The 25,916-nt window shown below is 39.7% G+C and carries 24 protein-coding genes; 5 read left to right on the forward strand and 19 right to left on the reverse strand.

Features of this window, described 5'->3' with window-relative positions; genetic code table 11:
• Position 1: 1 nt before the first annotated feature.
• From RV00_RS05180 to RV00_RS05210, 7 genes are all read right to left on the reverse strand, one after another.
• Positions 2-1,441: a helix-turn-helix domain-containing protein gene (locus RV00_RS05180; protein ID WP_071861554.1), complete on the reverse strand. Its 1,440-nt coding sequence runs from the start codon at positions 1,439-1,441 to the stop codon at positions 2-4.
• 309 nt (positions 1,442-1,750) lie between these two features.
• On the reverse strand, positions 1,751-2,569 hold the full coding sequence (gene msrA, locus RV00_RS05185) for a peptide-methionine (S)-S-oxide reductase MsrA (protein WP_071861555.1): 819 nt from the start codon (positions 2,567-2,569) through the stop codon (positions 1,751-1,753).
• A gap of 162 nt (positions 2,570-2,731) precedes the next feature.
• Positions 2,732-3,703: a diaminopimelate dehydrogenase gene (locus RV00_RS05190; protein ID WP_071861556.1), complete on the reverse strand. Its 972-nt coding sequence runs from the start codon at positions 3,701-3,703 to the stop codon at positions 2,732-2,734.
• Positions 3,704-3,883: 180 nt separating this feature from the next.
• Entirely contained in the window at positions 3,884-5,656 is a 1,773-nt protein-coding gene (locus RV00_RS05195) for an oleate hydratase (RefSeq protein ID WP_071861557.1), read from the reverse strand.
• Positions 5,657-5,851: 195 nt separating this feature from the next.
• Entirely contained in the window at positions 5,852-6,604 is a 753-nt protein-coding gene (gene map / locus RV00_RS05200) for a type I methionyl aminopeptidase (RefSeq protein ID WP_071861558.1), read from the reverse strand.
• Between the two features lie 76 nt (positions 6,605-6,680).
• Complete coding sequence (locus RV00_RS05205; RefSeq protein ID WP_071861559.1) at positions 6,681-7,325, reverse strand: endonuclease III domain-containing protein; 645 nt, start codon at positions 7,323-7,325, stop codon at positions 6,681-6,683.
• Between the two features lie 21 nt (positions 7,326-7,346).
• Positions 7,347-7,853: a DNA-3-methyladenine glycosylase I gene (locus RV00_RS05210; protein ID WP_071861560.1), complete on the reverse strand. Its 507-nt coding sequence runs from the start codon at positions 7,851-7,853 to the stop codon at positions 7,347-7,349.
• A 421-nt stretch (positions 7,854-8,274) separates the two neighbouring features.
• On the opposite strand from RV00_RS05210, the gene RV00_RS05215 reads away from it, so the two are divergent.
• Entirely contained in the window at positions 8,275-9,744 is a 1,470-nt protein-coding gene (locus RV00_RS05215) for a helix-turn-helix domain-containing protein (protein ID WP_071861561.1), read from the forward strand.
• Positions 9,745-9,811: 67 nt separating this feature from the next.
• Here RV00_RS05215 and RV00_RS05220 read toward each other — a convergent pair whose 3' ends face one another.
• Both RV00_RS05220 and RV00_RS05225 read right to left on the reverse strand, forming a co-directional pair.
• Positions 9,812-10,510, reverse strand: coding sequence for a DUF975 family protein (locus RV00_RS05220; RefSeq protein WP_071861562.1), 699 nt, complete (start codon positions 10,508-10,510; stop codon positions 9,812-9,814).
• Positions 10,511-10,603: 93 nt separating this feature from the next.
• Complete coding sequence (locus tag RV00_RS05225) at positions 10,604-11,467, reverse strand: LysR family transcriptional regulator (RefSeq protein WP_071861563.1); 864 nt, start codon at positions 11,465-11,467, stop codon at positions 10,604-10,606.
• Positions 11,468-11,576: 109 nt separating this feature from the next.
• Here RV00_RS05225 and RV00_RS05230 point away from each other — a divergent pair, with 109 nt between their 5' ends.
• From RV00_RS05230 to RV00_RS05245, 4 genes are all read left to right on the forward strand, one after another.
• The gene (locus RV00_RS05230) at positions 11,577-12,140 is read left to right on the forward strand and encodes a chromate transporter (RefSeq protein WP_071861564.1); all 564 of its coding nucleotides are present in this window, start codon (positions 11,577-11,579) and stop codon (positions 12,138-12,140) included.
• On the forward strand, positions 12,140-12,688 hold the full coding sequence (locus RV00_RS05235) for a chromate transporter (protein ID WP_071861565.1): 549 nt from the start codon (positions 12,140-12,142) through the stop codon (positions 12,686-12,688). Before RV00_RS05230 ends, RV00_RS05235 begins: the two co-directional genes overlap by 1 nt.
• A gap of 92 nt (positions 12,689-12,780) precedes the next feature.
• Positions 12,781-13,698, forward strand: coding sequence for an ABC transporter ATP-binding protein (locus tag RV00_RS05240; protein WP_071861566.1), 918 nt, complete (start codon positions 12,781-12,783; stop codon positions 13,696-13,698).
• Positions 13,691-14,461 (forward strand): ABC transporter permease, encoded by a 771-nt coding sequence (locus RV00_RS05245; RefSeq protein ID WP_071861567.1) that lies wholly within the window; start codon positions 13,691-13,693, stop codon positions 14,459-14,461. Before RV00_RS05240 ends, RV00_RS05245 begins: the two co-directional genes overlap by 8 nt.
• Positions 14,462-14,514: 53 nt before the next feature.
• Here RV00_RS05245 and truA read toward each other — a convergent pair whose 3' ends face one another.
• The 10 genes from truA to eno all read right to left on the reverse strand — a co-directional run bounded on the left by truA (position 14,515) and on the right by eno (position 25,850).
• Positions 14,515-15,252 (reverse strand): tRNA pseudouridine(38-40) synthase TruA, encoded by a 738-nt coding sequence (gene truA, locus RV00_RS05250; RefSeq protein ID WP_071861568.1) that lies wholly within the window; start codon positions 15,250-15,252, stop codon positions 14,515-14,517.
• A gap of 293 nt (positions 15,253-15,545) precedes the next feature.
• A complete protein-coding gene (locus RV00_RS05255) occupies positions 15,546-16,565 on the reverse strand; it encodes a coiled-coil domain-containing protein (RefSeq protein ID WP_071861569.1) in 1,020 nt (339 codons plus the stop codon).
• A 396-nt stretch (positions 16,566-16,961) separates the two neighbouring features.
• On the reverse strand, positions 16,962-18,164 hold the full coding sequence (locus tag RV00_RS05260; protein ID WP_071861570.1) for a MalY/PatB family protein: 1,203 nt from the start codon (positions 18,162-18,164) through the stop codon (positions 16,962-16,964).
• Positions 18,157-19,224: an aminopeptidase P family protein gene (locus RV00_RS05265; protein ID WP_071861571.1), complete on the reverse strand. Its 1,068-nt coding sequence runs from the start codon at positions 19,222-19,224 to the stop codon at positions 18,157-18,159. Before RV00_RS05265 ends, RV00_RS05260 begins: the two co-directional genes overlap by 8 nt.
• Before the next feature lie 16 nt (positions 19,225-19,240).
• The gene (locus RV00_RS05270; protein ID WP_071861572.1) at positions 19,241-20,566 is read right to left on the reverse strand and encodes a PTS sugar transporter subunit IIC; all 1,326 of its coding nucleotides are present in this window, start codon (positions 20,564-20,566) and stop codon (positions 19,241-19,243) included.
• A 26-nt stretch (positions 20,567-20,592) separates the two neighbouring features.
• Entirely contained in the window at positions 20,593-20,934 is a 342-nt protein-coding gene (locus tag RV00_RS05275; protein ID WP_071861573.1) for a PTS sugar transporter subunit IIB, read from the reverse strand.
• A gap of 22 nt (positions 20,935-20,956) precedes the next feature.
• Positions 20,957-21,265 (reverse strand): PTS sugar transporter subunit IIA, encoded by a 309-nt coding sequence (locus RV00_RS05280; RefSeq protein WP_211272374.1) that lies wholly within the window; start codon positions 21,263-21,265, stop codon positions 20,957-20,959.
• Between the two features lie 12 nt (positions 21,266-21,277).
• The gene (gene ypdE / locus RV00_RS05285; protein WP_071861575.1) at positions 21,278-22,318 is read right to left on the reverse strand and encodes an aminopeptidase; all 1,041 of its coding nucleotides are present in this window, start codon (positions 22,316-22,318) and stop codon (positions 21,278-21,280) included.
• Positions 22,308-24,173, reverse strand: a complete 1,866-nt coding sequence (locus RV00_RS05290; RefSeq protein WP_071861576.1) for a BglG family transcription antiterminator — start codon at positions 24,171-24,173, stop codon at positions 22,308-22,310. The genes ypdE and RV00_RS05290 overlap by 11 nt, the downstream gene beginning before the upstream one ends.
• Positions 24,174-24,578: 405 nt before the next feature.
• Complete coding sequence (gene eno, locus RV00_RS05295; RefSeq protein ID WP_071861577.1) at positions 24,579-25,850, reverse strand: phosphopyruvate hydratase; 1,272 nt, start codon at positions 25,848-25,850, stop codon at positions 24,579-24,581.
• Positions 25,851-25,916 lie beyond the last annotated feature (66 nt).

Genomic DNA, 25,916 nt, shown 5'->3' on the forward strand with positions numbered 1-25,916 from the left:
ATTACCCATACGCGTTCCCTTTGACTGTCAATAATAAATGCCCAAACTCCGCCCAATCCTCCGGGGTCGGCGGACGTTTCCAGATCATTTGTTGACAAGGGAGAGTGTCAATCAAAAAATCAGAAAGGTAAATCTGCGTCCTATTCGTCAGCTTTTCTTCATAACTGATGTTCATGCTTTGCAAAGAACGTAGCATCGTTCGAATATAGTCGTTGTAACTATTGCCGTGAGAAAAATCGATACAAATAAAAATCGGTTTTTCTAGCTCTTCCACCGAAATCTGAGTAATCAAGAAAAATAAATAGTCATAATACAATTTATTTCTTTCTTGATCCGATTGAAACAAACCGTGGGGAATCATTTCTTCGATAAAATCTTGAATCATTTGATCCAGCTTAGGATTGATTTCTTGAAAATAGCGTCTTTGGATCTTAGTGACAAAGGTCGTTTCACGAAGATGATAAATTAGCCACTTCTGATTGATACGCAACAGGCCCTCTCCTAAAGACCAATTTTGTCGCAACGCATCAAAACCAAAATTAGAATGCTCCGCTAAATATTTAAAAAAAGTCGTCGTTAATTCTGCGGCTTGTTGATTGCTTGGATGGTCCAAAAACGTGAGCTTTTGTTCTAAAGGAATTTCTGATAAATGACAAAATAGCAGTAAGGCAGCAATCTCTTTTTGTTGTTCTTCTGCCGTAAAATCATAATGTTGTTTCAACCATTTAACTAAATAATGAGTGGCGTCATTTTCTGTATATTCAATAAAAACTTCGTCGATCACGTGTCCTTTGCGCATTCTTAAAAGAGCAATACTGATAAAATAAATCAGCTTATGCTCTTTTGTTTTGGGAATAGAAAGATTTAAATGGTGGATAAGGTAGCGAAACAATTCCTTTGATTGCTGTTGGATCTCTTCGTCAAATGGGTTCGCTAATCCATTGAAAATCTCATAATAGATGCCAAAGAGAAAACTTCGAATTTTTAATTCGGAGCCGCTTAATTGATTTTTCTTTAATTGGAACCCCTCATCAGCAAGTTGTTCCTTTAACTTTTTGTAGAGACGATACGTACTGGAACGACTCAAATGCAGCTCTTCGATTTGCTTATCCAAGCTAGTTTCTTTCGTCACATAGCGATGAAATATTTGATAGGAAATACTTCGTTCAATCAAAAGCAGACGCATTTTTTTAACGATCGCATGGTTTAGTCGTTGAACAGTAATTTTTCCGGTATCCTGTATTTCGATTAGCGTTTCGTCAGTTACTTCTTTGAGTTCTATTTGTAACTCTTGGATATATTTCTCTACTTTGTATCGAGAAATCTCTAAAAGGTCGCCTATTTGTTCAACAGAACTATAAGCAGTTTTATTCAATTCCAAATACTGAAGCAGATACCATTTATATCGATCATCTTCCATCAATAAATCATTGGCCTGCATCGTCTGCTCCTTTCAAAATAAGAATATAATTATATTTCATTTAATTATATTATTTAAACTAAACAAATTTAAAGTTTGGAATCATGTATTTATCTTCTGCTTTCCTTGTAAAAACTAAAAAAAAAGATTTTTTATTAATATAATTCACTCGTTCCTTTATAATTATATTATCATAGTATTATTTTATATAAAATATAAATCAACATTTATTATTCAAATCATCTTGGTTGATCAAAAAAGCCAGAATCTAAAAAAAAGATTCTGGCCTTTTTTAGCGTTAGCAAAACAAAAATGACGATTAACAAGTGGCTATTTTCTTGCTAGCAATTTCCCTTTTAAATGCTGATACGTCAAAAATTGCTGCCGGGTCCGTTTGATGGCTTTGTATCTTTTGGGCTGCTTTTTATAAAATTCTTGATGATAATTTTCCGCTGGCCAGAACGTCTCCGCTCTTCTAATCTCCACGATGATCGGCTTTTTATAGCGATGAGAATCAATCACCCCTTGTTTGGCTTTTTCAGCGATTCGACGTTGTTGGTCATTTAACACAAAAATGATTGGGCGGTATTGATCACCACGATCTTGGAATTGGCCAGAAGTATCTGTCGGATCAATAATCTGCCAATAAAGTGTCATTAATTCTTGATAACTAACGACCCGCGTATCAAAGATAATTTCTACCGCCTCCACATGCCCGGTGAAACCGCCGCTGACCTGATCATAATTCGGTCGATCCTCTATTCCACCCGTGTACCCTGACAACACTGAAACAATCCCAGGATGCGTTTCGAAAGGTTCTACCATACACCAAAAACAGCCGCCTGCAAAAATTGCCCGCTCTTGATGGGTTGGATCACTGATCATATGTTTTTCTTTGACTGGTTCTTCCATTCCCGGTTCATTTCCAGTCAGTTCCTGATAAAAATCAGCAACATCCGGTGTCAAATTATTTCGGCTAGCCAGTGGCCGCAGCTCCGCCTCCAACTTGGCTGTCTGCTCATTAAAATTCCCACGTGCTGCTAAAGCATTTTTTGCATTCGTCAGCAAGTAACGTTCCCAGTCTCGCGTGTTGGGATTTAAGATCAGATTATAGATTTTTTCTAAAATTTTTTCTTGGTCTAAAGCCATCATAACCACTCCCTTTGCGGCAGTCTGCAAGCTAAAATTTAACTGCAATTTACCACAAATTGGAGGAATTATCGAACAAGTAGCTTGGTCGATACCGATCCAATCCATACAAAACAAAAAAATGAGGATGATCCGTTGAAGGATTCATCCTCAAGATTTTTTTTACAATAATTCTCTCCTCAACGTCGCATCATCGATCGGTGATAAATAGCTTGGTGCGATATCTAAAACAGTGAAGGCCCCGTAACGCTTCTCTTTCGCTAAACGTGCGCACGCTCTGGCGTAAGCGACCAGTACACTGGCAGTGAATTCAGGATTGCTTTCGAGTTGCAGATTGTATTCGATGACTTGTTTCGTTTTTTCGTGAGTGGTTCCGGTCCGCAACACGGTTCCTCCATGAGGCATCGCCTGATGATCCCGTTTTAATGCTTCTGCTGAAATAAAATGAACCGTTGTATCGTATTCATCAAAATAATTCGGCATCGTCACGATCTCCTGTCTGATTGCTTCCTCGTCAGCTCCTTCGGCCAACACTACAAAGCATTCCCGTAGATGTTTGTCTCGTGTCGTTAAATTCATTTTTTCGCCGGCTTTTAATTTTTCAATCACGTCATTGTTGGGAATCGTATACTGGATCGCATCGGCAACGCCGACAATTCTGCGCAAAGCGTCGGAGTGTCCTTGGCTGACTCCTTTACCCCAAAATGTATACGTCTCGCCTTCTGGCAAAATGCTTTGGGCATATAAACGATTCAAACTGAATAATCCCGGGTCCCAGCCGGTGGAAATGATCGAGACGGTTTGATGCTCTTTAGCGACCCGATCAACGTTTGCAAAATGCTCAGGAATTTTGGCATGGGTATCAAAACTATCGATTGTATTAAAGTTTTTTGTGATTGCTGGTGTTTGAATAGGTAAATCAGTCGCTGAGCCACCACACAAAATACACACATCAAGCTTTTCCTTGTAGTCTTCTAATTCAGCTAAGGGATAAGCCGAAGCTCCGTCGGTTTGGACTGTTGCAGGCTCTCTTCGGGAAAAAACACCTGCCAATTCCATATCCGCATTTTGTTTTAATGCTCGTTCAACCCCACGCCCTAAGTTTCCATACCCAATAATTGCTACTCTAATCATTCGCCGTCCTCCTAAATGTATTTATTAAAATTATACAATAAAACAAGAACTAAAATTAAAAAAAGCTCATTTTAATTTTGACTTAGAGGCGCAAAAAAGAAGCTGAGACATTAATTTGTCTCAGCTTCTTTTCACGTTTAAACGGTGTGACAGAAGTAGCTTCTGTCTCCACCACAATTTTTATAATAAATGATTGTCCTTCAATACATCGCCGATATACGTGTGTTCCACTTTTTTCACGAAATGCCCCAGCACTTTTTTCTCAACGTAAGGCAGATCCATTTCGGAAAGTTTCTTCCGATCACTTAAATAATACACCGAATTGGCTAATGTGCGGATATCATAAGCTGATGCATAAACTTCCGGCACACCTCGTTCAATATCCAAGAAGGAATAGACAGCTTCCATCGCGGTACGAACAGAATATTCTGTGGTAAAGACGGTGTCTCGCTCGGTTTCAGCGAAATTCCCAATAAAGGCCAAGTTTTCTGAGCCATTTGGGATGACTAATGGGCGGTCTCCCGGTTCTCGCAACATGAAATAGGAAGTGATGAAAGGCATGTAAACGGGAATCACGACACAAGACTCTTCAGAGAATTTCTTGATGTCCTCTTCCGGCACGCCTAAGTGGTACATCAATTCTTGGACGATTTCTTGTCCACTACATTGTTCGATCGGCTTCTTAATATAATTTCCTGGAGTGTTGGAAAGAAGTCCATAGACCCAGGTTACTGTTTGTTGATCTTTTTGTTCTTTAAAATGTGGTTGACGGTGAGTCGCGAAGCTCATTAACCAATTCGAATCTTTGATTGTGATGATCCCACCGGTAACAACTTTACCCGTCCGTAATTTCCGTTTGGTCAAGCGGGAAATATACGGTTCAATATCAAAATTTTCCCATGTCACGGTTGCAGAGACAAACCAACTTTCATCCGGCAAATTGTCACAAAAAACTTCTGGATGACCGAATTCATTTGATTGTTTCGCCAAGTTTTTCCAAAGGTTCCAGCTACCGCCCAATTCATGCGTAATTGGTGCTGGTGTATGATGGTCCCCTTCGGTTGAACTTTCTGTGATCGATCCGTTAGTAACAAAAACTAAATCATTTTCCGTCAAAGCGATTTCTTCGGCTTGACCTGAATGCGTCAGCAAAATTTTCTGGGCTACTTTTTTATTTGGTGTCGCTTCAACTTGAATATTATTGATCTTCGTTTCATATTGGAAGTCTACACCATGGTCATTCAAGAAAGATAACAATGGCTTCACTAAAGATTCATATTGATTGTAGCGAGTGAATTTCAACGCGGTGAAATCTGGCAACCCTTTGATGTGGTGGATAAAACGCATCACATAACGGCGCATCTCAATGGCGGAATGCCATTTTTCAAAGGCAAACATTGAGCACCAGTACAACCAGAAGTTTGATTCAAAGAATTCTTCACCAAACACGTCTTCGATTTTTTTGCCGATTAATTGATCTTCGGATGTCATAAACAAATCAACTAATTCTTTTTGCGCCTTTTTCGATAAGGTAAAGTCCCCATCGTCGGCCGTCCGTTCACCACGATTATGGATGATCCGACAATTAGATGAGTTAGGATCGTCATGATCCAACCAATAAAATTCATCTAAGACAGAGGCATCTTCCACTTCCAGTGATGGCACCGAACGAAAGAGATCCCACAAACACTCAAAGTGATTTTCCATTTCACGACCACCCCGCGTGACAAAACCATCATGGGGAATAAATTTTCCATCCAACGAACCGCCAGACAATGAAAGTTCCTCAAAGATATGAATATGTTCACCCTTCATTTGACCATCTCTAATTAGAAAAACTGCAGCGGCTAAGCCCGCTAAGCCTGCTCCTACAATATAGGCGCTCTTGTCGTCAACGCCTTCCGGTTTTCTCGGTCTAGCAAATGCCTCATAGTTTCCATTCGTGTATCTCATATTGTTCCCTCCTATTTTATTTTCTCAAGTGCTCCGCCAACGATAATAAAATCATTGGCTTTCTTTATTCAGCATACCAGTCAGAAAATAATAATAGAAATAAGACGCGTTGAACAATCTGGAAAACTAGACTAATTGAAGTATTTGTCTAAAAAAAAGAGCAAGCAATCAAAAAACGATTGCTTGCTGATACATTTATCCCTCTTGTTCGGTCATAATTACTGGACCGTCTTTGGTTATCACGATGGAATGCTCATATTGGGCACAAAAACTGCCGTCCAAGGTCCGAGCAGTCCAGCCATTGCCATCGACTCCCGCTTCCCAAGTTCCCGTAGTGATCATTGGCTCGATCGTAATCGTCATGCCTTCCTTAAGCCGGGTTCCTTTACCGGCAACACCAAAGTGTGGAAAGAATGGTTCTTCATGAATCGTCGGACCAATTCCATGAGCTAGGAAATCTTGAACGACGCCGTAGCCTTTGCCTTCTGCATACGTTTGGATGGCGTGACCAATATCCCCAACACGATTGCCGACTTGGGCTTGTTCGATTCCTAACATCAACGCTTCTTTGGTTACATCCATCAGCGTTTGATGCTCCGGCGTGATTGCGCCAACCGCATATGTCCAGCAGCTATCCGAGATTGCGCCATGATAATCGACACAAAAATCGACCTTCAGAACATCGCCCGTTTTCAACCGATAATTTGACGGAAAGCCGTGACAAATTTCATCATTTACGCTCGTACACGTCGCAAATTCATAACCTTCGAAACCAATCTGAGCCGCTGTCGCTCCAGCCGCTTCAATTTTTTCCTGCACGAAGCGATTGATTTCTTTGGTGGTAATGCCGGGAACAATAATTTCCCGTAATTGTTTGTGGATACCCGCTAAAATAGCACCAGATTCTTTCATCTGTTCAATTTCTCTTGTTGATTTTAAAGTGATCATTTATTTGCTCCTTCATTGATACTTGAACGTTATAACACGAATCGCTTTCAAAGAAAAGGCCAACGATTAAAAACCGTCAAGAGCTTAATTTCAGCTTAAATTGATTCAATGGACCACTTTGCCAAAGATCTTTATTTTTTAGATAAATCTGTCCATACTCAATGATCCAGCCGTGAAGATTCTGGGCTTTGATGGTATCTAACGTCTCAGGCCAAAAGATATGCTGCTTCAAATCCTTATAACCCGAGGATAAAAAACCAAGGTTTTCAAAAATTCGTTGCGCATACTTGTCTGCGATAAACGTCGAATGGTCAAAAACGTAGACTAACAAAACATCCGCCGTTTCTTCACCAATTCCTTTAATCGTCAGCAATTCTTTCCGCAGTTTTGAAAAATCTTGTTGCGCAATTAATCCCAAATCAAATTGCGCTTTAGCCAGCCACGCAAATAATCGCTGGATCGTTTCAGATTTGCCTTTATAAAAGCCACTAGGCCGAATCAAGTCTTGTAATTCTGTTTTTTCTAACGCCAGTATTTTTTCTGGTGAAAACTGGGTCGCATCCGCTAGATTTGTCAGCGCGTAATCAACATTGCGCCAGTTGGTATTTTGAACGAGCACCGCACCAAGTAAAATCTCCCATTTATTATCAGTATCCCACCAGCGACGGTGTTCCATGACCTGACTAAAGGCTTCATATAATTCTTCGATATTTGTGACCATTTCTATCTCCTTAACAGTTCCTTATTCCATCACCTGATCTTGAATAATCCCCGCGGCCTTCAAAAACATACAAGTCACTACCGGACCGACAAAGGTAAAGCCGCGTTTCTTCATATCCTTAGCGATCACCGTGGCTTCCGGTAATTGATTCGGCACTTCATCCCTAGTTTCATACTGGTGCAACACGGGTACGCCACCGAAGAAATCCCATAGATAGTCCGCAAAACTATCGTAATCCTCCAGCAAGTTCACGATCGCCCGGGCATTTTGAATGACCGCCTTAATCTTCCGAGGATTACGGATCATCTCGGGATCATTCATGATTTTTTCGACATCTTCAGGAAAAAAAGCGGCGACCTTGCGAAAATCCATTTCACTGAAATGGCGCATGAAAGTTTCACGTTTACTAGCAGCAGCTTGCCAGCTTAAGCCTGCTTGAAAAACACCGACCGTCAGCAGTAAAAATAATAACCGATCATCTTTCGTTGGTTTTCCCCATTGGTCACTGTACCACTGATAGCTTTTCATCTTTTGTCGCCTCCTGTCAGAATTTTATTGTATCATGCTCTTTTCTTTTGTTGCTATTTCCTAGTGTGTAGCCAACTGCTCCCACCACAGCTCGATCACTATTGAGATGCAGATTAAACCCAAGTTTTTTACCAACTATCAGATTTTTTAACAATACGTATGAAATAACAAATAAAACAAAATTTTAATCGTATACCTGCTTTTTTTCTGACATTCCATTCAAAAATATCATAAAATTTTTAAATAAATGACGAATTATCGCGATACCACTGATTAATCCTCGATAAAATCAAAAGTAACATTATGCTAGAATAAATTATAAATTAATTTTTAGTCTGCCCCTGACGCAATTGTCCTTCTTTATCTTCTGAATCGGATCGAACTATAGAATAAAAGAATAAATTTAGGAAGGTGGAACCTGATGTTTAGAGAGCGTTTTTTGACGAGTCAGCAACTCAAGAAAATCCAATTTTTCAAACAAATGGAAGAATACCCGGAGGGCGAATATTCCGTTCACACCCTTAGCCAAAATTTTGGAAGCAGCTATCTACCTTTTTTGCAGATGCTGCAAGAGCTTGATGAAGTCTTGTTCGAATTGAAGGAGACTCCTTTATTTATTGGACCATCAAAAATTTATTGGAAAGTTGATCCGAGCCGCTCAAATAACTTTTTAATGTCACAAGTCAAGCGATCCATTCCTTATCGCTTTTTAATTACTTCACTACTGCATCCAGCAAAAACCTTAAAAGAATTCAGTAAAGAAACCTTTGTTAGTGAATCGACCATTCTACGCCGAATGCATCCTCTCATCGACTATTTAGAAAAATGCAATATCCATGTCAACTTTTCTAAAATGGAATTGAATGGGCGTGAAGCCGTCCTACGTATCGCTTATATCAAAGCGTTATGGGCCGCTTCATTAGGCGACGATCTAATCGACTGCAAGCACTGCTTTAATGACGAGGAACTACTGCTTGAATCGCTGATACCCTTGCTGCCACTCCAACTTCATCCCAAGTTAGTACGTTTAATGCTATGCGTCTGCCGCTTGCGTAACGATCAAAAAAAATATTTAGACGAGGCACCGTTTGAAGATATCCTTTTTTCTCAAACAGAGCGCCACCTAGATACTTATCTTTCGACCACTTTAGATTCTCCGACACAGATCACTCGTAATATTGAATTTTTAAATTATTTATTTTACTACTATCCTTATTGCGTGAAAAGAGATCCGCAAACGATGAACCCCATGATGCTCTATTATGCCAAAAATGTCGAAGAACGAGACCCGCTATGTTTAGCCATCGACACATTCCATCGGTTTTGCTCGAAGGAATTACTGCGGCAAACACTTAATGAACCGGAAGAAAAAATCTTACTGACTAATATTGCCCGTACCTTTCTCAATTACTCGATTCAAAAAACAGAAATCCCATTACTTTTTGAAACTGGTGATAAGGAACAATTTTTACAAACAGAATTGTATCACGAGCTATATCCAGCCGTAAAAACAGCCATTAAAAAGCTTAGCCGCCGAAAACAATTAAATTGGTTAGCGACGATTTGCGATTCGATTTCAAAGACTTTGTGTTTGAACTTGCTGCCGCTCTTTATCGTTAATGATGAAAAGGTCCGGGTCGGCTTAGTCGCCATTCCAAATTATCTCTACTTGCAGCATGTAGTAAAATTTTTAAACAATCTCAGCTTTATCGAAATTGTTTACCAGCCTACTCCAGAGGATCGGATCGATTTATTCATTACTTCCTTTAAAGAGCTGCTGCCAGATCAAGAGAGCTCTTATTATTTAATCAATCTTTTAAACGCCAATTATGAAACCAGACTTTTACCACTCTTACTGAGTATTCAAAACAATAAAAAGTTTTCTGGTTAAGGCGTTCTGGAACCTCTTTACTAACGAAAAAACGTTGGAAGCCTCGATGGGTTCCAACGTTTTTTGTTTAAGCTTGTGACAGCTCTTTATAAAAAGCTGCTTTAGTCGCTGTGATGTAAGGCGTTAGCCATAAATAGCCAATCCCTAATGTAATGAGTGCCAGAATATGCCAACCAATGAAAGTGATATCCAACCAGAACAAGCGACCTTTATGTCCACTCATCAAACGACGGCTGGCCGTGATTGTTTCCAACACTTTTGGCTTCTCGCCCGTTTGCTTGATTTGATCGTAATAAAGAAAATAGCTTTGTGAATAAGAATAAGTTTTGACTATTCCAGGAATAATCAGTAACAAGGCCCACAAGGTAGAAAAGATATTCGTCAATAGTGCAAGTAAAATGACGCCTACGATGAATACCCCTTGGAAGCCGCGAAAAGCATCCTTGAATGGTTCAATCTCAGTCTTTTCACCTCGTAATAAATCTAAATAAGTCCAAGAAATCCCACTCATAAATAAGGCGCTGACAATCGAGGAAACAAGATTTGCTCCCGCTCCGTTACTGTAATTTTGCTGATAGTCTGAAACAGATGAAATCATCCCATCACCAGATCCATGAAGTAAATAGCCAATCATTCCCGATAAGAAAACAAAGAATAGCACGGCAATACCTAATAATGTAGGAATTAAGTTTAACAGCACAGCCTGCCCCCATCTTCCTTTTAATGCTTCCTTCGCTTCTGCTTTTAATTCAGCAGTCGTTTTCATAATTAATACCCCCTTTTGTTTTCTAATTATATAGGAATTGATTATAAATGTCTTATAAATCAATGCTTATTTCGATTGAATGTCGCTTGCTCATTATATTTCATCTAGCAGTTGCCAAAAGGTGGCTAACAAATTTGACTGATAGCGGCTTTTTCGCAGTAAAGCAGTAATATCATTAGTTAACGACCATTCTTTGATTTTTATTTCCTTCAAACGGCCGCTTACCAATTCTTCTTCCACTAAAATCTTTGGAAGCACCGAGATCCCTAGTCCCGACTTCACCGCCGCGATTAACGCTTGAGAATCCACGCTTTCCCAAATTGGAAATACTTTTTCTCCTTGCAAGACCGCTGATGATTCAAAAGTTTCCCGTACCGCACTGCCCCGCTCGCGCAATAATAAAGGCTGCTCTAGTAATTCGTGAAAGGACAACTCAGCCGCCAGGTGTGCCGCTTCTGCCACAACACACAGAGGGTATTCAGCGATTTTTTTGGCTTCAACCGATTGTTGAACAATTTGACCTTCAATAAACGCTAAATCGACTTTTCCTTCTTCTAGCCGTGCAATTGATTCCGCCGCCGGAAAAACTTGAACCTCAAAGCTTGCCGCTGGCTGAAGTGTTCGGAACCTTTGTAAAAGCTGGGGCAGTTGGGTTTGGGCAAAGGTAATGCAAGAAGCGATCTTTAAGGGCGATTGCTTTTCTAAATGCGGCAACCGAGCCTCCACCGTTTCAAATTCTTCGATCATCGGCTGGATTTCTTTTAAAAATAATTCTCCGGCTGGTGTCAGCTTGACGCTGCGATGAAGCCGTTCAAACAGTTGAGTCTCCGCTTCGTTTTCTAAATCCTTGATAGCATGTGAGACAGCCGACTGTGTCATGTATAAATTATGTGCCGCTTTCGTAAAATTTTTGGTCCGAGCGATTTCACGAAAAATCAAACACTGCTTAAAGTTCATTGCCTTCACTCCCATGAATTGAATTCATACTAACAAGATCATAATATCATTTCACACATGACAAATAAAGCCTTACACTAGAACTAGTCTGTTTGGAAAGGATCAACTCATGAAATCACTTAAATTCTATTTATGGCTTTGTTCAGTCAATTTGTTTATCAGCGCATTTACTTTTGGTGGCGGCTATGTTGTCGTTCCGATGGTGCGTAAATATTACGTTGAGCAGAAGCACGTCTTCTCCAACGAAGAATTAATGGAAATGGCGGCAGTTGCTCAATCCTCGCCTGGGGCAATCGCCATCAATCTCAGTGTCCTAGCCGGAAAAAAAGCTGGCGGCACTCTTGGCGCCATTCTCAGTGTCATTTGCTCGATCTTGCCGCCGTTGGTTATTTTGGGCTTTATCTCTAGCTGGTATGAAGCTTTCGCTGCGAATCAAATGATTATGGCGATTCTAAAAGGCATGCAAGCCTGCGTCACAGCATTGATCGTCGACGTCGTGATCGATATGTATCAATTGTTACGTAAAGAAAAATCTAAACTGCTTAATCTACTAGTCCCAATCGCTTTTATTGCCAATGTTTTCTTCAATGTAAATGTCATTTTTATTTTGGTGTTCGGAGCAGTGATGTGTTTACTTCAAGTTCGCTATCAACAAACAAAGGAGGCTAAATAATGCAATTATTCTGGACGTTTCTAAAAATTGGGTTGTTTAGCGTCGGTGGCGGTTACGCGATCATTCCTTTGATCCAAGAACAAGTCGTTAATCAACAAGGTTGGCTGACAGATAAAGTGTTTACGGATATCATTACAATCTCTCAAATGACACCGGGACCGATTGCAGTAAATACTTCCACCTTTGTCGGCATGCAAATAAACGGGATTGTCGGAGCAATCGTCGCAACCGTCGGCTGTATCTTAGGCGGCTGTGTCATTTCCATCGGACTGTACTCCTTTTTCCAAAAACATCAAGAATCCTTTTATGTCTCAGAAGTATTAAAAAGCTTAAAGGCCTCTTCGATTGGTCTGATTATGTCCGCTGGCTTTACCATTTTACTGTTGACCTTCTTTGGTTCATCAGAATTATCAAGTATACTCAATGCTCATATTGATTGGCTCGCTGTGATTCTTTTTTCTGTGTTCTTATTTATCTTGCGCAAGTTCAAGTTGAATCCAATCTTATTGATGTGTCTTGCAGGGGTTGCCGGTTTCTTTTTATATTAAACAGCCCTTCACTATTATAAGCTTTCCAGGTTTGTTCCCACGAAAATGAATGATAGAATAAGGAATCAACTCTATAAGGAGAACAGACTTACATGACTTATGCACTTGAAATAAAAGATTTAACTAAAGTCTACCAAACGGGTGTCGAAGCCTTGAAAGGCATTGACTTAGCAGTAGAAGAAGGGGATTTTTATGCCCTCTTAGGTCCGAATGGCGCAGGAAAATCAACGACGATCGGAATCATCACTTCCCTTGTTAACAAAACTTCCGGTAAGGTAAAGGTTTTTGATTATGACTTAGATACTAATTTAGTCAATGCCAAGCAACAAATTGGGTTAGTCCCACAGGAATTCAACTTCAATCCCTTTGAGACCGTCCAACAAATTGTCGTCAACCAAGCGGGCTACTATGGCGTACCACGGAAAGAAGCCATGAAACGCAGTGAAAAATATTTGAAACAATCTGATTTATGGGAAAAACGCAACGTACGGGCGCGAATGCTTTCAGGCGGAATGAAACGGCGGCTGATGATTGCTCGGGCTTTGATGCACGAACCTCGTTTATTGATTCTAGATGAACCGACCGCCGGTGTGGATATCGAGCTGCGGCGTGAAATGTGGGAGTTTTTACGAGAACTGAATGCCAATGGTACGACCATTATTTTAACGACCCATTACCTTGAAGAAGCGGAAATGTTGTGCCGTCATATCGGGATTATTCAATCAGGGGAATTGATTGAAAATACCAGTATGAAATCATTGCTGGCAAAATTACAATTTGAAACTTTTATTCTTGATTTGGCCCCCTATGATAAACAACCAGAAATCAATGGTTTTAATTATAGTTTCGAAGATGAGCAAACATTAGCGGTGGAAGTCGAACGAGATCAAGGGATCAATGAATTGTTCGACCAGCTGACAGCGCAAGGAATCAAAGTCTTGTCGATGCGGAATAAATCAAACCGTTTAGAAGAGCTATTTCTAAAAATCACGGAGGAAAATCATGTTTAATTTATATTTCACTGCGTTAAAAAGCCTCGCGGCAAAAGAAACCAATCGTTACATGCGAATCTGGGTCCAAACCTTAGTCCCACCAGTCATTACAACGTCATTATATTTTGTCATTTTTGGTAATTTAATTGGTGGTCGGATCGGGGATATGGCGGGCTTTTCTTATATGGAATTTATCGTTCCCGGCTTGATCATGATGTCGGCGATCACCAGCTCGTATTCCAATGTCTCGTCTTCTTTTTTCTCTCAGAAGTTTCAAAAAAACATTGAAGAGATCTTAGTCGCTCCGGTGCCGACCCATATTATTATCTGGGGCTTTGTGATTGGTGGCTTAGGCCGCAGTGTTTTAGTAGGCGCACTGGTTACGATCATTTCTTTATTTTTTGTGCCCCTCCATGTTTATTCTTGGTTCATCGTGGTTGTGACATTATTGATGACGGCGATTTTATTTTCACTAGCAGGCTTATTGAACGGGATTTTCGCCCAATCTTTTGACGATGTTTCCATCGTACCGACTTTTGTCCTGCAGCCCTTAACCTATCTTGGCGGTGTTTTTTATGCCATCTCTATGCTGCCACCCTTTTGGCAAGCCGTCTCAAAAATCAATCCGATCGTCTACATGATCTCTGGTTTCCGTTATGGCTTTCTCGGCGTGATGGACGTGTCAATCGTCGTTTCTATGACAATTTTGATCCTCTTTATCGCCGTGCTTTATAGCATCTGCTGGTACTTGATTCAAAAAGGCCGCGGACTGCGAAGCTAATAAAAGCGGGCTCTTAGCAACTGCTAAAGGTCCGCTTTTTTATTATTCACTTTTTAGTAATAGACTTCATCAAGAAAAAGTCCTTGTGCGGGGGCCGTCTCTCCCGCTGCTTTTCTAACTTTCTCCGTCAAGACTTCATCAATAACCTCAAGCCCCAAATCACCTGAACCGATGGCTAAGATCGTTCCCATCAAGATTCGCACCATTTTATGCAAAAAACCATCCGCAATAAACGTGAAATGCAGCATGCTGCCTTCTTGCTCAATCGCAATCTCATCAATCGTCCGAGTCGTTGATTTTTTAGATTTTTTCAAAGCCGAAAACCCTAGGAAATCGTGAGTCCCAATTAATTTTTCACAGGCTTCCTGCATTTTCGCAAGATCTAATTCCTGTGGTACATAAAAACTGTGGTAGCGTTCAAAGGCGGTTGGAATGGGATCATTCCAGACATAGTAGCTGTACTGTTTGCCTTTAACATTGTAGCGCGCATGGAAACGCTCCGGCATTTCTTCGACTTTTTTCACCACGATGTCACTTGGCAAATAACGATTGAAAAAGCTCAGCATTTCAGGCCGAGATAGCTCCGTGTTGGTTTTAAAATTTGCCACTTGTCCACGAGCATGGGTCCCCGCATCCGTCCTGCCTGATCCGGTGATTTCAATTTTTTCTCCGGTCATCTGGTTGATGACACTTTCAATTTTGCCTTGGATCGTTTTATCTGAGTCTCCTAGCCGTTGCCAGCCAAGGTATCTTTTCCCATCATATTCGATCGTTAATTTTATATTTCGCATGAATAAGGCTCCTCTTACTTTCGATTATTCTCCAGTAGTCTAACACAAAACGAACACTTTTACTGATGAAAACAAAAAGTCATTGTTCCTCCCAGCTTGTGGCAAATGAAGCTATGCTTGAAGATTTGGGATTACTAATTTTAACCCACAAAAAAAAGCGGTTGGGACAGAAGTGTTCAGCTTCAAAAAATTTCCGCTTATTTTTCGAATAAGCTACTTCTGTCGCACCGTTTATACGTGAATAAGAGCTGAGACAAATTAATGTCCCAGCTCCAAAAGATTCACTATTTTAGTCAGTCATTGTTCAGTTGCTTTAATTGGTCGATCCGGCTTTGCAGATCATCATAGACACCCGTGATTTCTTTTCTTGTTTGCGTGATTTCAACTGAAATTTCTCGTGCGCGAGTATGAATCTGTTGCGCCTCCTTTTCAGATGATTGCCTGATCCGCTGAGAATCATAGCGAGCTTTTCCGATCATGCGGTCCGCCTGTTTACGGGTGGAACTCAACACGTCGGCGACTTCTTTTTGGGACTGAAGTGCCTCCTGCTTCAAGCGTTCATTTTCTTTCTTTTCACTTGTCACATGCTGACGCAGCTCAGTCACCGCAGCTTCTTTTACCAGCGCCTGTCTGCTGCTTTGCTCATGCATCAATTCTCTGATTCGCTGTTCTTTTTTCCAAAGAATCAGTTCCTGCTGCTCGATCTGCTCTTCCTTTTTATCCAAATCAGCAATCAATGAAGCCACTTGCTTTTCTAATTGATTAATTTTGTTATAACGCCAAAGCTCTCGGTTCTTTTGCTGTGCGATTGCTTCTTGGCATTTCTGCTGCAGCATTTGGATTTCTTTTTCCAGAGCTGGCAGCTGTTGTTTCGCCTGTTGCAATTTTCTAGTTTCTGCCCTAGCGTGTACTAATTTTGATCTGAGTTGCTCCAGCTCTTCTCTTTTTTGCAGTGTCTCCGTGTCTTCTTTAATTTGTTTTATTTCCATTTCCAACGTGTGCATCTTCTCAATGTTTTTAGCTTTCTCCGCTTCCCAACGTTGGATCGCCTGTTTATAATTTTCGTTTTCATTTTCAAGCCGCTGTCTTTTTACCGTCATCTCCTGCGGATACTGCTGCAGTGCTGCTTCTTTTTCAGTCAGAATCTGTTTTAATTCCGTAATTTCCTCTAATTGCTTCGAAGCGATCTTATCCGCTAATTGAGCAATCTTCGCTTCAGACTCTCTAGTAATTTTTTCATCAGGAATTGCGTTAATCTTATCCATGATGGTTCGGTTTGAAAACCATCTACTCTTTTTCTCTTGTGCGCACATGCGAATCCCTCTTTCTTTGGTCGTATTTTCGGATCAATGAAAATTTTTCCCTACTCTTTATGAACGACTTGGTTTACTCGCAAAAAAATAGGGTCTGCATGCTTTAAAGGCATTGTTAAGCTATCTTGGCAAAACTTCAAGCAAGTTGGAGTATTGGTCCTTATGTATTTTTTTCAATCCATGAGAAACATGGTATCAATCGCTTTTTTCGCTAATTCTATTATAAGCGGAAGTGGCTGTCTATGACTATGAAATCCCAGAGATTTCTCTTTTTTTTCAAAAAATGGTCATTTTTTGTCCGGAAATTTTTTTAGGAGATTAAAAATAAGCAGCTCAAAAATTAATCAAAAAGCCAAAGCACTTTTATTTAAGTGTTTTGGCTTTGTTCAAATATTTCTAATTAATTACATGGCTTGCATACTCAAGACTATTTACATATGCTCGCTTAATTCGACTTAATGCTTCTAGTAATAATTCTCTCGGCATACCAATGCTTAACCGTACAAATCCTTCACCATCTTGTACAAAATAGCTGCCAACAACCATTGTTAGGTTGGCCCGTTGGAAAAATTCAGTCATTTCAGTTTCGTCTTTAAACCAATTTTGTACATTGATCCAAGCTAAGAATGAAGACTCCGCGGGCATGACTTTCGCTTCCGGAATCTCTGCGAAGAACTCATAGATTAGCTGCATATTCGCTTCGACGTAATCGATCATCTCATCTAACCACGCTTCACTCTCATTATAAGCAGCTACAATCGCTGGTACCGCAAAGACATGAGGCGAAGTAATCGAATTTCGCTTCAATTGTTCTAGCAGTGTTTCTCTGATCGTAGGATTGGGAACTACGACATAAGAAGTCTTCAATCCACCTAAATTGAAACCTTTATTAGGTGATAGACAAAGAACACTATGTTGTTTAATCTCAGGATGCGCATTCCAAATTGAAGTGAAAGTCCGTCCTTTATAAACGATGTCCCGATGGATTTCATCACAGACTAACAAGACATTGTTGCGAATACATAGTTCAGATAGTTGATAAAGCTCTTCTTTGGTCCAAATTCGACCGGAAGGATTTTGCGGACTACAGAAAATAAAGACTTTAATATCATTCTCCCTCATCTGCTGCTCCATATCTTCAAAATCAAGATAATAGCGATTATCGCGATTAATCAATGAGCTACAAAATAATTTTCGATCGTTATTCTCTACCGCTTCAGCAAATGGATCATAAGCTGGTGTATTAATTAAGACACCTTCGCCTATCGCTGTAAAAGCTTGTATAACATAATGCAACGTTGAAACTGTCCCAAAAGTCAGCTTGATCCATTCTTTTTCCATGTAGGTATCATACCGACGCTGATTCCAATCAATTACTGCTTCATAAAAATCATCCGGTACATAAGAATAGCTATAATCCCCAATGCTGGCTCTTTTCATTAAAGCCTTTTGAATCGCCGGTGCTACTTCAAAGTCGATATCAGCTAAGTCCATCGGAATAGCGTCCTCGTTTAATCCAAATTTTTCTTTAAGAACCTGATTACTCCATTTACGCGCATTTCCTTGCTTGCGATCAATGACTTTGTCCAAATTATACATAACATTCACCTACAACTAGTAATTCCTTCGTCGTTTGATTCAAAGGGACCCCAATTTTATTTTCGATCATCACGTCATCTTCAATCCGTACACCACCGACGCTGGGTAAATAAATACCCGGCTCGACACTCATCACCATATTTTCCTTTAGTATTGTTTCGCTTTTAGGATTTAAGATTGGTCCATCACCGCCCATACCGATACCATGACCCAAGCCATGACTAAAAAACTCACCATAGCCTGCTTCTGTGATCACTTTTCGTGCGACAGCATCCACTTCTTGACCCGTCACACCGATTTTAACAAAATCAGCCGCCGCTTGTTGCGCTTCCTTGACGACTTGATAGATTTCTCTCAATTCTTGATTTGGTTCCCCTAAAGCAACAGTTCGCGTCATATCTGATTGATAATCATCTAAAACAATCCCAAAATCAATCGTGATAAAATCACCTGACTGAAAAGCTCGTTGAGTCGGGCGTCCATGTGGCAATGCGCTACGAGGACCACTGGCAACAATCGGATCAAAAGCCATTGCTGAAGCCCCTTTTTTTAAGGAAAGGTAATGGATCAATGCCCCCAGCTCGTTCTCTTTCATTCCAATTTTAATTTTCGGTAATAGTTCTGCAAAGATTTCATCAGTCATAGAACAAGCCTTTTTAATCAATTGAATTTCTTTGTTAGATTTGATTGCTCGCAATTGCTGAATCTGTTTGGACCAAATTGTTACTTCAAAATTTTCTGAAAATGCTTGATATTCTTGTATCGACAAACCATTTGGTTCAATGGCTACTTTCGTAATCTTTTGCTTTTTCAACCATTCAAAAATTTTTGGTAAATAACTTCCTTGCGGAACTTCGCTATTTTCAAAACCACTCGTTAAGTCTTTGATTTCTTGCCGGTAACGTCCATCGAAAAATTGAATTTGTGTCGTTGGAGTGACCACTAGATAGATACCACTCCCACCTAAGGAGCCAAAATACTTTTTATTCTCCTTATTCTTAATGATAACGGCTTCATTATTCGATTCTTCCACAAGCTGTTGTAACTTTTCAATTCTCATTTATTAAGCCTCAATTCTAGAAATCTAAATCCAAACCATCCAAAATATCTGTTTCACCTGGGTCAAAAATATTTTTCTTTTCTTTTTTCTTCGCTTCATCCTTCAACTCATTGCGTTCCATAATTTTGAAGAAAGGTACATAGATAGCCACCGCAAGAACTAATTGCAAAGCATTCACTAGAATTGTTCGCCAATCGCCATTCGTTAAAAAGCCTTCCAAGAAAACGCCTACGTATGGTGGATCAAAAATTGGTTTGTTAATCAACCCCCAGTGCATGAAAAACATTGGTAAGGTTCCGATAATCGCTCCGCCGAAAACATGCGGGATAAACATTAGTGGATTCAAGATAATTGGTGCACCAAACAAAATTGGTTCATTGATTCCAAACAACGCTGGAAAAAGTGAAACTTTTCCGATTTGACGATAACGTTTTGATTTTGAAATCAAACAAGCAACGACACAGCCGATTGAAATCCCACAGCCAGTAAATCCGAAGAAAGCACTTGATGCTCCCGCCGTATAGAAATGAGGAATTGGTTGGCCAGCCTGAAAAGCTGAAATATTCTCTGCAATAAATGCAACCATAATTGGACGAGTAATTGGACTGAAAACAGATGAATGAATTCCAAAAAAGAAAATCAAACAAATGCAGAAATTCAAAGCCAATACCGACCATGGATTATCCATCGAACCAACGAGTGGTGCCAAGAAACGCGTTAAGATCGTTGGAGGTAATTCTCCAGAAGTTTGCATCAAAGCAAAACGTCCGATTATAAAGGTTCCACCAACAATTAATGTTACAGGAATAAGCTCAAATGATTTTGAAACAAAATCCGGAACTCCTTCAGGCATTCGAATTGTCAGATTGTGTTTTTTACAAAGATGATATAATTCCACTGTCAGTAATGCTACAAACATCGAAGTGAATAGTCCTTTAGCCCCTAAATTAGTGATATCTAACATCCCATTTTTATCAAAAGTAGCAGTCATAAATAAAAAGCCAAAAAGTGATAACGTTACTGCACCGGGAATATACAACTTGTAATGATTTCCTAAATTATAGGAAATGGCTGCACAGGCATATAGGCCGATTAATCCAGTTGACAATGTTACTGGCAGGTTGAATAATTCCGCATTGCTAAGTATAAACTGACTGAAGCTATTGGTTTCACCTAGCATATTGGGAAGAGCTGGCAAAATAGCAAAGAAACTTCCTAAAATAGTGAAAGGGGTCATTGCAACCATCCCAGCCTTGATCGCACTTAAATGTCGTTGATTATCGACTTTGTGCGCTAGAGGGACGAAGAATCGGTTCATAAAAGCCTCAAATTTTGCAAACATAAGATTTCCTCTTTCTTTTCGTTTTATTAGACTGCTTGTTTCGCCAACTGATGTTTCTTATAGGTAACCAAAGCAAGCTTCATTACTGTCGCACCATCCATTTGCCCATAAATATCTTTATCGATGACCGCGTAAGGAATGTCTCTTGGTTCAGTGATTGACTGAATAAAATCGATTTTATGAGTGATTTGCGGTCCAATTAAAACAATATCCCAACCATCAATTTGGCTTTCAATTGAATCTGCCGGTATCGCAGTGAAATCAAAATCCTCATCCTTTAATTTGGCGCTTTGTTGAACCACCTTGCGCATATTTTGCATTAACATATTCGTAGAAAATCCTCCAGCACAACATAATAAAATTTTCATATCTCATTCTCCTCTATCTTTTTTATTGTAAGACGGTAATTAATGTTTCGATTAAATCACGAGCTAGCTGACTTGTCATATAATGATCTTGCGCATGAACCATCAATAAGCCAACATTTGATGATTCAATATCTTCATTCAATTCGCGACTGATCAAATCAGTTTGAATATTATGGGCTTCTAGATCTAAGTTGCGTGATTCAGCAATCAAGCCTTTTGCCAAGTCAAAATCTTTGGTCTTTACGCACTTCAACGCTTCAAAAGCTTTGGCTTTGCTTTCCCCTGCTATTGAGATAAGCTGTACGATTTCTTGTTCTTCTTTTGTCATTATGTGTCGTCTCCTTTAAATAAAATCTACCATGCGATGGTAAGTATCTTCCGTAAAATTTTTTATTAACCCTAAAAACAACTCAATCATCTGCTGAATGTCTTGCTGATTCACAATGGAGTACGCACAATGACCATATCGAACAGGTAGGATCGTAACTACTGTTGGCTTGCCTTCATTGACTTTATGCGCCTCGCCACCATCAGTCCCACCAGAATTAAACATATCCAGCTGCAATGAAATATTTTGTTGCTTCGCTGTCTCTTTCACATAGTGAATCATTTCTAAATTGGGGGCTAACGTCCGATCAAAATGAGTCAAGATGGGGCCTTTGCCAATTTGACGTTGATTGGTATGATCACGAACAAATTCACTACTAAACGTCGCGACATCGATAACAAAAACAATATCCGGATTTATCAACTGAACAGCTGTCTTCGCTCCTCGAATCCCAACCTCCTCACTACTTGTATTCGCAAAGTGAATCGTTAATGGCAGTTCTTCTTGGGCTAACGTTTTCATTAGTTCTCCCATCACAAAGCAAGCAAGCCGATCATCTAATGCTTTTCCAGCATATATATCTCTAGTATCGAATTTTTCGAACTCTGTCGCGTAACAAGCCATGTTTCCAACTTCAATACCTAACTCTGCTATTTCTTCAGCTGTTGTAGCACCAATATCACAGTAAAGATTCTTCGTTACACCATCATGATATTCGCCATTAACCACACCGCTGATTTTCCGACCGTCAAATGTCGTAATACGGATTTTTTGCAAGTGTTGGGCAATCGGTTTTACGCCTCCCACTACCATTAAATGAATCAGTCCTAAACTACTGATGCTTCGTACCATGAAACCTACTTCATCCATATGTCCGCAGATCATAATACTTTTGGGACTCTTTCCGGGTTTCGTAAAGATCAAACTACCTAACCCATCGGTTCTTTTTTTATAGGGTAACTCCTCTAGTTCCGTTAAAATTGCTTGACGGACCTCTTTCTCATTACTGGCAATTCCGTCAGCATTGGAAAGATTCCTCAAAAATTCAATGTTCAATTAAATTCCTTCTTCCTAAAACTCGTTTTAATGTATAGTAAAATTCATGATAATCTTTACTCTCGACTAGTGTTTTAATAGCTGCTGGATGATTCATCAGCTTACTCAGTTCTTTCGAAATGATTTGATGGACATCTAATTGTTCCGCTTTTAGCGAAACCATAAAAATAATTTTAGGGGATCGCTCTGTCCCGCTCGTTCCTTCTGGCAATAAGCACACAGCGAGTCGATTCTCTTTACCTGACATAATCAACGGGTGAGGAATGGCGATTCCATTTTGATAAATGGTGGATAAGTAATTTTCCCGTTCCATCAACGAATCTTTATATCCTGCAAAGGCAACTTGTTCTTCGACTTGATCAGCCAGATCCACTAAAATATCAGAATATGCTCGGTGTGTTTCGATCTGGAACAACGACTGTGAAAATAATTCAAAAAAGGATCGTTCAATCGAAAAATTTTCATCGCTTTTCAATAAGCTGAGATTTTCACTAACTTCTAAATAGTCCAATTCACTTTGTACTTCACTCATTAAAATCACTGGACAATCAATGGCAAGCGTTAATTCAATGATTGAAAAAATCAAATCAGGATAGTAGTCTTGAATTTTTTCTATTTCAAACATTGAAAAAGTCTGGATTTTCGCTCTTGGAAAAATTCGTCGTAATTTCATCTCCACCAGATATGCCATTCCACCACCCGATGAACAAACAACCGCAATCCGATAAATATTCTCAATCAGACTTTGCTGCCATTTATGGTAAGGCACTGTCATGTGGGTCGCTAAATATCCAATTTCATCTGAAGCGATCGTTAACTGGAATTCTTCTTCCAGCCACTTGGCGAACAGTACAGCAAAGTTGAATATTACCGGGTATTCTTTGCTAATATGTTCCAAATAAGGGTTCTTAAAATTTACTTCTTTACGAGATCGCTCAATCAACGCTGCAACATGCAAATAAACTAAATCTAGAAATTCTTGATCACTTGAAAAAAAAGTGTTTTGTTCTTCGTCCATCTGTTTAAAAAAGCCGGTAATTTCTTCTTTTAAAAGCTGTTTATTACTTGAAATTTCTAATTTTTTAGTCTTTGCTAAAAGGCTGGACTCAAAATATTTATGAATCGCTTCATCTGTCGGTGACACTATTGACGTTCCTTGCAAAATCGTTGTTAAATGGGAGTCTGAAATAATTTCTTTAGGAGTGTTTGTTTTAATCAGCAATAATAGAAATAACTCCTCTTCTAATCGTCGAAACTCCACATAATCAATTTCCCAGTTCTTTTGATTAATTAATTGATAAAGATTATCCTTTAGCAACTTTTGTGTTGATGAACCAAATCTTACTTCTATTTTTTTCAAGAGCTTATTGTTTCCTCGCTGATACAAATCCACCAACAATAGGAGACGATTTTTTAACGTACTGACGATTCTGATGCCATAATGAGCCTTGCGCTCTAGTACCATTGAGCTACCTTTTAAATACAATGCTACCTTCGATAAGTCTTTTTTTATTTGACTGCTGCTGACTAATAACTCATCACCTAGTTCTTGTACTGTCTGATATTCTTCATTGATTAACAGCAAACTTAGCAAAGACTCTACACGGTCTTTTTGCATCTCAATCGTTGTATTAGAAAATTGATCGAGATACGTCAAAAACTTTTTTTCATCTGAGATATTTAAGTGATAACCTAGCCTAGGTGACTTATCGATCACGAATCCTTGCTTAATTTCTGATAACTCACGTAAATCATTACGAATAGTTCTAGAAGAAACCCCGATGATTTTTGCTAACTGATCGACTTTTAAATAATCTTTCTCTTTTAAAGCTTCCAGTATTTGTATTTCCCTCATCTTCACCTCTCCTTTTGCAAACGCAATCATTTACACGTTCAGTATAAGAAAACCCTTTCAATTAGAAAAGTTGAATTTTTTCCACTTACTTGTGCAAAGCGTGTCTGGATTAACGTCTAAATTTTCTAACTAGTAAAATAATTCTTTCTATTTTGCTAAAAGCGTATCAACTCTACAGCAAGTTCACAATAGAAAAATTTAGTTAATGTCCTTCGCTGATAACATACTTATTTATAAAACATCAAGTTAAAATATATTTCTCATTTTATCGATAGTTCGAAACGAAAACATGTCGCTTTTTTATCATGAAATTATTACAGGAGCACCCACAGAATCGTAGTTCCAAACACAAAAACCCCCAACCATCTTATTGATGATCGGGGGTTTCGGTCTTGCTATCTTTTATTATGCTTTGGGGAAGCGAGCTAGTTTGGCATAACCGGCTAGTTCTTCTTCGATACGTAAGAATTGGTTGTATTTTTCAACCCGTTCGCTGCGGGCCATGGAACCCGTCTTGATTTGCCCGGCATTCATCGCTACGGCGAAGTCCGCGATGAATGTATCGCCTGTTTCACCCGAACGGTGAGAAATCATGGTTGTATAACCGTTGGCACGAGCCATTTTTATTGTTTCGATCGATTCAGAAACCGTACCGATTTGGTTTAGTTTGATCAAGATTGAGTTGGCCACTTTTTTCTCGATACCTTCAGCGAAGATTGCTGGGTTTGTAACGAAAATATCATCGCCGACTAGTTGAATTTCTTTACCCATTGTTTCCGTCATTTTCTTGAAGCCGTCCCAGTCATGTTCTGAGAAACCATCTTCGATTGAGATGATTGCTGGGTATTTTTTCACTAGCTCTTGATAATAGGTCAACATTTCGTCAGAAGACATTTCTTTGCCTTCAAAAGTATATTTCTTAGTTTCATCGCTGTAAAATTCACTTGATGCTGGGTCTAATGCGATGGCAATTTCTTCACCAGGTACATAGCCGGCTTCTTTGATGGCACGATACAGCATTTCGATTGCTGCTTCGGTGCTAGCTAATTTAGGCGCAAAGCCGCCTTCATCACCAACCGCTGTTTCGTAGCCTTCTTTGCCAAGCACACCTTTTAACGTGTGGTAAGTGTTGGCGATTTTTTCAACACCATCACGGAAGCTTTCACGCTTCACTGGTGTAATTAAGAATTCTTGTACGTCAATCCCTGAATCGGCATGAACTCCGCCGTTAATCACGTTGAAGAATGGTTGTGGCAATTCAAGATCGACACCGCCAAGATAACGATACAATGGCACACCTTGACTTTGTGCGGCAGCCCGAGCAACGGCCATAGAAACACCTAGGATCGCATTGGCACCAAGACGACCTTTGTTTGGTGTACCGTCTAAGTCAATCATAACTTGATCGATTTTTGCTTGATCGAAAGGTACTAAACCTTTTAATGCGTCATTGATTTCAGTATTGACGTTTTCAACGGCTTTACGAACACCTTTGCCCATTAAACGATCGCCGCCATCTCGTAATTCCACGGCTTCACGATCGCCTGTTGAGGCACCACTTGGAACCTCTGCGCGACCTAATGTGCCGTCGGATAAAATCACATCTGCTTCAACTGTAGGGTTTCCACGGGAATCAAAGATCTCTCTTGCTTTTACTGTTTCAATTACTACTGTCATGTCTATTTCCTCCTCAAATATAAATACAAAAAAGCCTGTTACAAGTTGAGTACTTCTAAATACACC

It is taken from the genome of Enterococcus devriesei (assembly GCF_001885905.1).
In the GTDB taxonomy this organism is placed as follows: Bacteria; Bacillota; Bacilli; order Lactobacillales; family Enterococcaceae; genus Enterococcus_A; species Enterococcus_A devriesei.